This is a genomic window from Moorena sp. SIO1F2, assembly GCF_010672755.1.
Classification (GTDB): Bacteria; Cyanobacteriota; Cyanobacteriia; order Cyanobacteriales; family Coleofasciculaceae; genus Moorena.
In genome coordinates this window covers 1-8,273 of sequence record NZ_JAAHFV010000290.1, presented here as the reverse complement: position 1 = coordinate 8,273, position 8,273 = coordinate 1, and the positions used below count along the sequence as shown (strand labels likewise).

At 42.6% G+C, this 8,273-nt stretch carries 6 protein-coding genes and 6 pseudogenes; 10 read left to right on the top strand and 2 right to left on the bottom strand.

Annotation, left to right across the window (positions count from 1 at the left end):
- The coding region (gene aspS / locus F6J94_RS25675) for an aspartate--tRNA ligase (protein WP_293045299.1) at positions 1 to 1,199 on the top strand (1,199 nt) is incomplete at its 5' end.
- A 27-nt stretch (positions 1,200 to 1,226) separates the two neighbouring features.
- Here aspS and F6J94_RS25670 read toward each other — a convergent pair.
- A complete protein-coding gene (locus F6J94_RS25670; protein WP_293045297.1) occupies positions 1,227 to 2,180 on the bottom strand; it encodes a YbhN family protein in 954 nt (317 codons plus the stop codon).
- 464 nt (positions 2,181 to 2,644) lie between these two features.
- Here F6J94_RS25670 and F6J94_RS25665 point away from each other — a divergent pair, with 464 nt between their 5' ends.
- From F6J94_RS25665 to F6J94_RS25635, 9 genes and pseudogenes are all read left to right on the top strand, one after another.
- Positions 2,645 to 3,472, top strand: a complete 828-nt coding sequence (locus F6J94_RS25665) for an NACHT domain-containing NTPase (RefSeq protein WP_293029080.1) — start codon at positions 2,645 to 2,647, stop codon at positions 3,470 to 3,472.
- Between the two features lie 67 nt (positions 3,473 to 3,539).
- Positions 3,540 to 4,854: pseudogene (locus tag F6J94_RS25660) on the top strand (IS701 family transposase).
- Between the two features lie 272 nt (positions 4,855 to 5,126).
- Positions 5,127 to 5,399: a hypothetical protein gene (locus F6J94_RS25655; RefSeq protein WP_293029083.1), complete on the top strand. Its 273-nt coding sequence runs from the start codon at positions 5,127 to 5,129 to the stop codon at positions 5,397 to 5,399.
- Positions 5,400 to 5,444: 45 nt separating this feature from the next.
- Positions 5,445 to 5,766 (top strand): annotated as a pseudogene (locus F6J94_RS25650) (transposase); the annotation flags it as partial.
- A 135-nt stretch (positions 5,767 to 5,901) separates the two neighbouring features.
- A pseudogene (locus tag F6J94_RS25645) lies at positions 5,902 to 6,014 on the top strand (IS5/IS1182 family transposase); the annotation flags it as partial.
- A gap of 17 nt (positions 6,015 to 6,031) precedes the next feature.
- A pseudogene (locus tag F6J94_RS34440) lies at positions 6,032 to 6,148 on the top strand (transposase); the annotation flags it as partial.
- Between the two features lie 10 nt (positions 6,149 to 6,158).
- Positions 6,159 to 6,311 (top strand): transposase, encoded by a 153-nt coding sequence (locus F6J94_RS34435; protein WP_365940445.1) that lies wholly within the window; start codon positions 6,159 to 6,161, stop codon positions 6,309 to 6,311.
- Positions 6,311 to 6,442, top strand: a complete 132-nt coding sequence (locus tag F6J94_RS25640) for a hypothetical protein (RefSeq protein ID WP_293045295.1) — start codon at positions 6,311 to 6,313, stop codon at positions 6,440 to 6,442. Before F6J94_RS34435 ends, F6J94_RS25640 begins: the two co-directional genes overlap by 1 nt.
- 335 nt (positions 6,443 to 6,777) lie before the next feature.
- A pseudogene (locus F6J94_RS25635) lies at positions 6,778 to 7,519 on the top strand (IS4 family transposase); the annotation flags it as partial.
- A 348-nt stretch (positions 7,520 to 7,867) separates the two neighbouring features.
- Here the strand turns inward: F6J94_RS25635 and F6J94_RS25630 are convergent.
- A pseudogene (locus F6J94_RS25630) lies at positions 7,868 to 8,218 on the bottom strand (transposase); the annotation flags it as partial.
- Positions 8,219 to 8,273: the final 55 nt, after the last annotated feature.

Below are 8,273 nucleotides of genomic sequence, written 5' to 3'. Positions count from 1 at the left end.
CTGCCCAATCCCCCCAATTGTTTAAGCAGCTGTTGATGGTATCGGGTATGGATCGATACTACCAGATTGCCCGATGTTTCAGGGATGAAGACCTCAGAGCTGACCGACAGCCAGAGTTTACCCAGTTGGACATGGAAATGTCGTTTATGTCCCAAGAGGAAATTCTCCAGCTTAATGAGACATTAGTATTTCACATTTTTAAAACAGTCAAAGGTATTGATATCCCCAGACCATTCCCCCGCCTCACTTACGCTGAAGCCATGGAACGCTACGGAAGTGATAAACCCGATACTCGCTTTGGCTTAGAACTAGTCAATGTCTCTGATTTGATGAAAGATTCTGGCTTCAAAGTCTTTTCGGGTGCAGTAAAGACTGGGGGTGTAGTCAAAGTTCTACCTATTCCTGGTGGTAATGAAGCTATATCGAATGTCCGGATTAAACCAGGGGGTGACTTATTCAAAGAAGCAAGCGAAGCTGGTGCTAAGGGGATAGCTTACATCCGGGTGCGAGAAGGAGGTGAAATTGATACCATCGGGGCGATTAAGGATAACCTAAGTGATAGCCAAAAACAGCAGTTATTAGAGGCAACTGGTGCTACTGCTGGTCATTTGCTGCTGTTTGGTGCTGGTTCAGCTGACATTGTCAATAAAACCCTCGACCGGTTACGACTTGTAATTGGTCAAGAATTGGGATTAATTGATTCAACAAAAATTAACTTACTCTGGGTAACAGATTTCCCGATGTTTGAGTGGAATGCGGATGAAAAGCGTTTAGAAGCACTGCACCACCCATTTACAGCTCCTCATCCTGATGACTTAGATGATTTGAAAACGGCTCGGGCTCAAGCCTATGACTTAGTATGGAACGGGGTAGAAATCGGTGGTGGTAGTCTCCGGATATACCAGCCAGAGATTCAGCAACAGGTTTTTGAAGCTATTGGCTTGTCCGAAGAGGAAGCTCACAGTAAGTTTGGGTTTCTGCTGGAAGCCTTTGACTATGGTGCCCCTCCTCACGGTGGGATTGCTTATGGTTTGGATCGGCTAGTAATGCTATTAGCTGGGGAAGAATCTATTCGCGATGTGATTGCTTTCCCGAAAACCCAACAAGCACGTTCTTTGCTAACCGATGCTCCAGGTGTTGTGGATGATAAACAGTTAAAAGAGTTGTACGTAGCTTCTACCTATCACGATGAAGTATGAAGTATGAAAGTATGACTTATGAAGTTTTCATCCTTGATCTTGGTTAGAAGAGCGATCGCTTGGAGGTTCATTTAACCATGCCAGTGCCGCACCGCCAACTTCTGATAGAATACTGATCAAACGATACAAGGCAACGGAACTCAGCACCAGTGCCGGAGCAAAGTCATGCTCTAGTAAACCCACTGCAGTGGCTTCAAATACCCCAACTCCCCCTGGTGCCCCTGGGACAATTAAGCCCAACAGCCAAGCTACACTAAACCCACTAAGCAACAGGGGGAGTTGGCTGGGGCTGATTGGACTTAAGGCTAACAGGGTAAGCAAAAAGCCTAAACCTCGCAATCCCAAAAAGCCCAATTCCCCCAACAATGGTAGGATTGGGTAGCGCTTGACCCGGATAATCTGATCTTCATCGCTTGATTCAATGCTTTTCTTCTTGCCTGTTAATTGAGCTAAATACTGTAGGCATGGGTTTAAACACCAAGGATGAATCAGTATCAGTACAGCAAACAGAATTGGGAGTTGAATGATCCGGCTGGCCAAAGGAGAGCTGATCAAAGCCAGCAATAAAGCACCTACTGCCATCATGGGAGGTTCCATTAACACACTCAGAGTAGCTACTCCCAATGGAACTCCTGCTGTTTTAGCTGCCCAGATCCGACCATAGAAGTGCCAAACGTTACCTGGTAGATATTTGGCAATGTTAACCTTCAGATAGATCCGGATACACCATCCAAGCCCTGGTTGTTGGTCGAATTCCCGGAGCATCCAATGCCAAACCCAGCCAGTCCAGGTGTGGGCTAGCAATGTCACGCCAACAGCGATCCCTAAACAAGTCCATCCAGAAGTGCTGATCCGAATCGCTAGCACTTCTTGCCAGTTGTCTTTCAAGGCTTTTGCTAAGAAGAATAATGTCCCACCTAAGATTGCCCAGCGTAGGTAAGGTTTTAGGGGTGATAGGACTCGCTTAATCGCTACATTCATTGACTATCTATTCTAACATTTTTACAAAGTAATACGACACTTAGAAGATATCACAAATGACAGACAAAGAATGAGAGTGATAAAATGCTAAAAACTCAATTCGGTTACTAATAGTTAAAAATATATATTTAAAATATAGCATTGTTTATAAAAATTTAGAATTGATCAGCAGTGTCATCGAGTAAGCGTGTTTACACCAAGTTTGGTTGTTACTAGGTCACTATTGCAACGGTTTTTTGCCCAAGAGGATTGAGCGTTGACAGTTGACGGTTAAAAGTCAAATTCAAGGATAGTCTTACCAGTAAATTACATCTTTAAGCGGCAACTTAGTATTAGACTCGCTTACACTCGAAAGCAAGGGGCTTTGTAGCAGTAGCATCACTATGCCAGAAAACATGTCGGACAAGCCATCGTTCCAAAACAAGTCAAATGAGAAAGCTTTGGAACCAGAATAAAACTTGGTCATGGGGTTGTGGGGAAAATTCACCTCACAGTTTCACGACGGAAAATCAACCTCACAGTTTCAAGACAAGTATTACCAAAGCTTAGTCTACGGTTTTCGTGACTTGAAGACAGTAGTGTTGAACACAAGGCTATCAAGGTTGGATTTCGAGCAGGTATTTGTCCCCCTAAGATTCGCTACAAAAATTCCAGGTAATAGACCATTACCTAAGACAAACTCCCATCAATCTCAGATCAGTCCGGAAATTTGGGATTTTATCGCCAAAATACCTAAAAGACGAGCCTATCGACATTTGGCAATCATTGCCCCCCCAGGATCAGGAAAAACCACTACCTTGCAGCATTTGACCCTGACCTATGCCAACAATGCTCACCGCCAGTATAAAGCGCCAAAACTAATTCCTATACTGGTATATTTGCGGAATAGTTGCGATCGCATTACTAGTGAGCAAAAACCTAACTTGGCACAGCTAGTTACGAAACAAGTTGAGGAAGGGTCATTACCAGGATTGGGTCAATCCGCAGGCTTGGAACAACCTCCTGCTAATTGGTTTCGGGATCAGTTAGAAAATGGCAAATGCTTAGTGATGTTGGATGGGTTGGATGAAGTAGCTGATCCGGATCAGCGTCAGCAGGTGAGTCAATGGGTTAACCAGCAGATGCAAACCTATCCCCAAACTGCTTTTATCTTGACATATCGTCCCCAGGGCTATCGTACTACACCAGGGTCACAGGTCGAAACGGTGTTAGAAGTACAACCATTTAATTTCAACCAAATTCAGCAATTTCTTCAGGGCTGGTATCAACAAACTCAGATTAGTGGGATTTAAACAATAAAAAGAGTAAAATAAGGCTATAATAGTTATCATACAGTAATTTTACGTCGAAATAACCGACCTGAGAGAAACCACTCCCTCCGCCATGCCCCCGTGCTTTGAGAAATGGTGTAAACGTTTCGACGATTGCTTCATGCGCCAAAGCCCAAAAAACCGGATTTAGACATTATTTAGGGGGATTATTAGGGGAAAGCGAGAGGAAAAACCTGACACAGATGGCAAATAATGCAGTAGGTGTAGTTTACAGCCGATTACACCATTTCTTGACTGATGCCCCTTGGGATGCCGTTAAGATCAATGAACGCCGTTTACAAGTGATGAACAAATGTTCAAGGGACCCGAATCAAGGGAGGGTTTGCCTTGATTTTGGATGACTCTGGACATAGAAAAAGTGGTAACTTGACGCTTCGGAGTGGGAAGGCAGTATCTAGGATAAATCGGTAAGACAGACAATGGAATAGTCATCGTAACAACCCATATTTATGATGGCAAAAAAAGCTTACCATTAGACCTAGAATTATATCAGCACGCCACTTCACTAGCTTTGGGAAAGAAAGATGAGGAATTTCAGAAGAAGCCTGACTTGGGAATAGAGTTAATTGACCGGAGTAAGGCTCGGGGGTATCGTCCAGGAATCGTCTTAATTGATGCCGGTTATGGCAACAATACAACCTTTATCAAAAAATTGGAATAAAGGAAGCTAAAGTATTTAGGAGGGGTCGCTAAAAATGCGCCAAAGGCGCACGCTACGCGAACGGAAAGTTATTATTAAAACTGAATCAGACATTGAAGTAAAAATTACGGATGAATTAGCGAAAAGCCTCTCATCAGATGAGTTTGAGGAAGTTCATCTCAACGAACGAGCAACCGAAAAGTGTTTGGGTGGCAACATTAAATGCCAAGCTGTCTCGTCTAGAAGGAGAAAGAACATTTGCTATCGTAGGAGATGCAAGTTCAATTTAAGAGGCGACAGACATTGATTATTTTATCACTAATGTTGATTCATATAAAGTAACAGCACAGTGGGTTATAACGACTTACTCTCAAAGAAATTGGGTAGAAGTATTCTATCGGGAAGCTAAGGGATGGCTCGGCTTGAGAGAATACCAAGTCAGAGATAAAAGAAGTCTGATTCGCCATTTTATCCTAGTCTTCTGTGCCTACACTTTTATTCTTTGGCACAAGTTAACTTGAGGACTACAAAGACGCTGGGCTAATCAACCTTGGCCAAAGGCCACGCTACGCGAATGAATACTTTTCCTGAGGCTCTAGAAGCTTTTCGTACTGCCATGTCTTTCCGTTTCTTTAATTGGTTGACCCAAAACCGAGACGTATTTGCCTTTTATAAAGCGAGTAAGGGCTTTATTTGGGGTTGATTTTTGTTTAAGTCCCACTAGCGCCAATTGTCGATTTCTCAATGAGTACCATTGGTCAACCCGTGAAATGATTCGACAGGTGCGACAAGGGGTTATAGCCAAATTGCTATCCTACAAACCAAAAGGGCGAAGACCATGTTTGCAGGTAATTATTGACTTGACTAGCTAAGAGTTACGAGGGTTTTTCAAAGCTTTTGACTCCCTTATCAGTGTTTTCAATGGCAAACTTCGATTGCACTTAGTCGTGCTGTACCTGGTGGTGGGACAGTGGCGTGTGCCTTGGAATTTTCGAGTGTTTCGGCGGTTATGGCACAACAACACAAGCACAACTAGGCTTGCGCTTAGTACAACGATTGCCTAAAGCCTTGACTCGTCGCTTTCAGGTGATGATATTAGCAGATACCGCCAAATGTAGTGTGGAATTAAAGCGAGGCATTCGCAAGCTCAGATATCACGCTGTAGTTGGAGTCCGCCGTGACCGTAAACTGGTTGATGGACGCCCACTATCTAGGGCGTGTCATCAAATAGGAATCAATCTAGTTTAGAATCGATAAATGTAGAGAGTTGAGTCAATTAGGATCCGTGCTATCATGACACGTCGCTATGCCTTGCGGGATGACCAGTGGGAAAGAATCAAAGACTCACTACCAGGACGAAAAGAGACAGTTGGAGTGACGGCATGCATATAACCGATTATTTGTCGAAGCAGTGCTGTATCGGTACCCTTGCGGGTATTCCCTGGCGGGACTTACCGGAAAGATTTGGGGATAAACGAGATAGTTCATACCCGTTTGCTGTCGGTGGGCAAGAAGTGGCGTGTGGCAAAAGATATTTGAGGAGCTAGCCAAGGATGCAGACAATGAATATGCAATGATTGACTCAACAATTGTACGCGCCCACCAGCATAGTGCTTTGAAGTTACCGTAAGATAGTTGAGCCTTTATAGTTAGTAGGTTATGGGTAAAAGGTTCAAGTCTTTTGTAATAAGGCTCAACTATCTAAGGTTTCGTCTCTTGGGGCAAAGGGGGGGATGGTGCGGGCGAAGCCATCGGTCGCAGTAAAGGTGGACTGAGTACGAAAATTCACGCCGTGGTAGATGCCGCAGGTTACCTACTGGCTTTCATTTGACCCCTGGACAAGCATGTGACCTCGAGGTCGCGATGTCCTACTCGAAGACCTTAGAGCCGATACACTGATTGCAGACAAGGGATATGATGCTGACGAGCGCGTGATTAAACGACTTGAAGAAAAGGGAACTACAGCGGTGATTCCACCCAAACGCAACCGTAATTAAGTGCGTGAATATGATAAATACTTGTACAAAGCACGACATCTGCGCCACGAATTTCTTTGCCCAACTCAAACAATATCGAGGAATCGCGACACGTTATGATAAGCGAGCAATAAACTTTCTCGGGGCAATTTATCTTGCTGCTACTGTTATCTGGCTTAATTGATGACACGCCCTAGTCTGTACAAGCGAGGGCAACAAGTTCGGCTTAATGGCAAACCCATAGTTGTTTCCATTTCTTGGTTCTATCTCAAACGTGACGGCAAATCTAACAAGCGCAATGTCGCTGTCTACTAGACCTATGAAAGCCAGCACTATCAACTGGTGGGGCAAGCGCAGGTCGCCTATTGAGGGCTGGTAAAAGAGCTGCTAAGCACCGTTAAGCGACTGCACCGCTAGCTTGCGCAAACCAAACTAGGGATGTACCGTTGGCTGATTTTATCAATGATAGCCTACCTGTTGGCACACTGGGCTTATCTTTCTACTGATTCAACCACCTTACCCGATTGGGGGCAAGTAGCTGAAAAAGCTCTCCACTCTTTCCTCCCTCAGCTTGTTGTCTGCATATTATTAACTGATATCCTCCGATTGCAACCTCTGCTTCAAGCACAGGGAATTGATATCAACATTTCTTGGTGCAAGATGTGAGTAGTAGTAATTTAAAAGAACAACAAAGTATTTTATCAAAAGTTATCCCGATTTTAAAAAACTATAAAATCTGTGTATTGGGAGATTGACCTTTGGTCACGCTTCGCGAACGAGAATTTTGTTCTGTAAAGTTAGCAAATCATCTTCAGTAATTGGGTAGAGATTTTTGTTTGCGTTTAAAAAACAATGAGTTAGTTGAATATCAAAAAAATAGTTGGATTAAATTAAATGATTTAGGTCTAGTACCTGGAGTGTCTTTATTTATTAAAGGAATTAAAGTCACGAATAATCGTGGTTTTATAAGTTTTAATGTTGCCGCTAAATGGAAACGTAAACTTAACGGAGTAGCCCCAAAAGAAGGATGGTTTATTTTGACAAATTTGGCTTAAATTCGGCTATTTCAGCTTACAAACAAAGATTTGATTCGTTGGCGAAGCCTGGCGAGCGAAGCGAGGCATGGAAATGTTTAGAGATTTTAAGACAGGTGGTTATAATTTAGAAAAGACTAACGTTGAAGGTAAACGCTTTATTTATCTAGTTTTATTGATGACTATAGCTTATACTTCTGCAACTCTTCAAGGTCATAACATTAAACGTAAAGGAATCCAAAACTATGTGGTTCGTGTAAAATAATCTGGCCGATTGGAGAGAAGACATAGCAGTTTTTACGTTGGTTTATATGGTCAAACCTGGGTTAACTTCAAAGATGTTTGTCTAGAATTAGTAACCGAATTAATGAGACGCGCATCCTAATAAGCGATGCAGCGCGGTCTTGGGGAGGCAGTGCGGTCTTGGGGGTTCCCCCCATGAGCAACTGCCGTGGTTTCCCCCATGAGCGACTGCATCAAGACACGAAAGTATTATCAACGAGGTCTAAGGGCTAGATTACTTATATAGCCAAAAAAGGGATAGTTAGGACATAATGGTAACATATAGCGGTTTGCACTTAACTTAGTTACAATAACAACAATAATAAAAAAGTTTTTTAATTTGTTCTTTAGTCAAATAATCACAACAATCAACTAGACCTTTTTCTAACTCATCTCTAGTCATCGGGACTAATGAACGTAAATATTATTTCAAAATAAACCAAAATTTTTTCCTCGGATTAAAATCGGTAGAATAAGGAGGTAAAAAGAAAACGCTAGCTCCAACTGTAGATAATATTTCTACAACTTTTTGGTTTTTATGGGTGGGTAACTTATCCATAATTACCACAGCGCCAGGCCATAATGATGGTGCTAAAACTGGTTTTATATAAGTTAGAAAACCTTGAGGAGTCATCGAACCATTTAAGGTCATAGTACCTAAGATTGCTTGGTAGGAAAGGGCACTGATTATTGTGATATTTTTACCTCTGTAATAAGGCCGATAATCGACAACTCTAGTCCCTCTTTTAGAACGGCCATAAATGCGCTTTTTCCCTAAGTTAAAATTTCATCCAAAAAGACTAGGTTTTTTACTAAAAAATTCTGGAGGA

Coding starts and splice junctions, on each gene's coding strand:
- F6J94_RS25670 (WP_293045297.1), bottom strand. CDS start 2,180: ATGAATGTAGCGATTAAGCGAGTCCTATCACCCCTAAAACCTTACCTA.
- F6J94_RS25665 (WP_293029080.1), top strand. CDS start 2,645: ATGGGGTTGTGGGGAAAATTCACCTCACAGTTTCACGACGGAAAATCA.
- F6J94_RS34435 (WP_365940445.1), top strand. CDS start 6,159: ATGATAAATACTTGTACAAAGCACGACATCTGCGCCACGAATTTCTTT.
- F6J94_RS25640 (WP_293045295.1), top strand. CDS start 6,311: ATGACACGCCCTAGTCTGTACAAGCGAGGGCAACAAGTTCGGCTTAAT.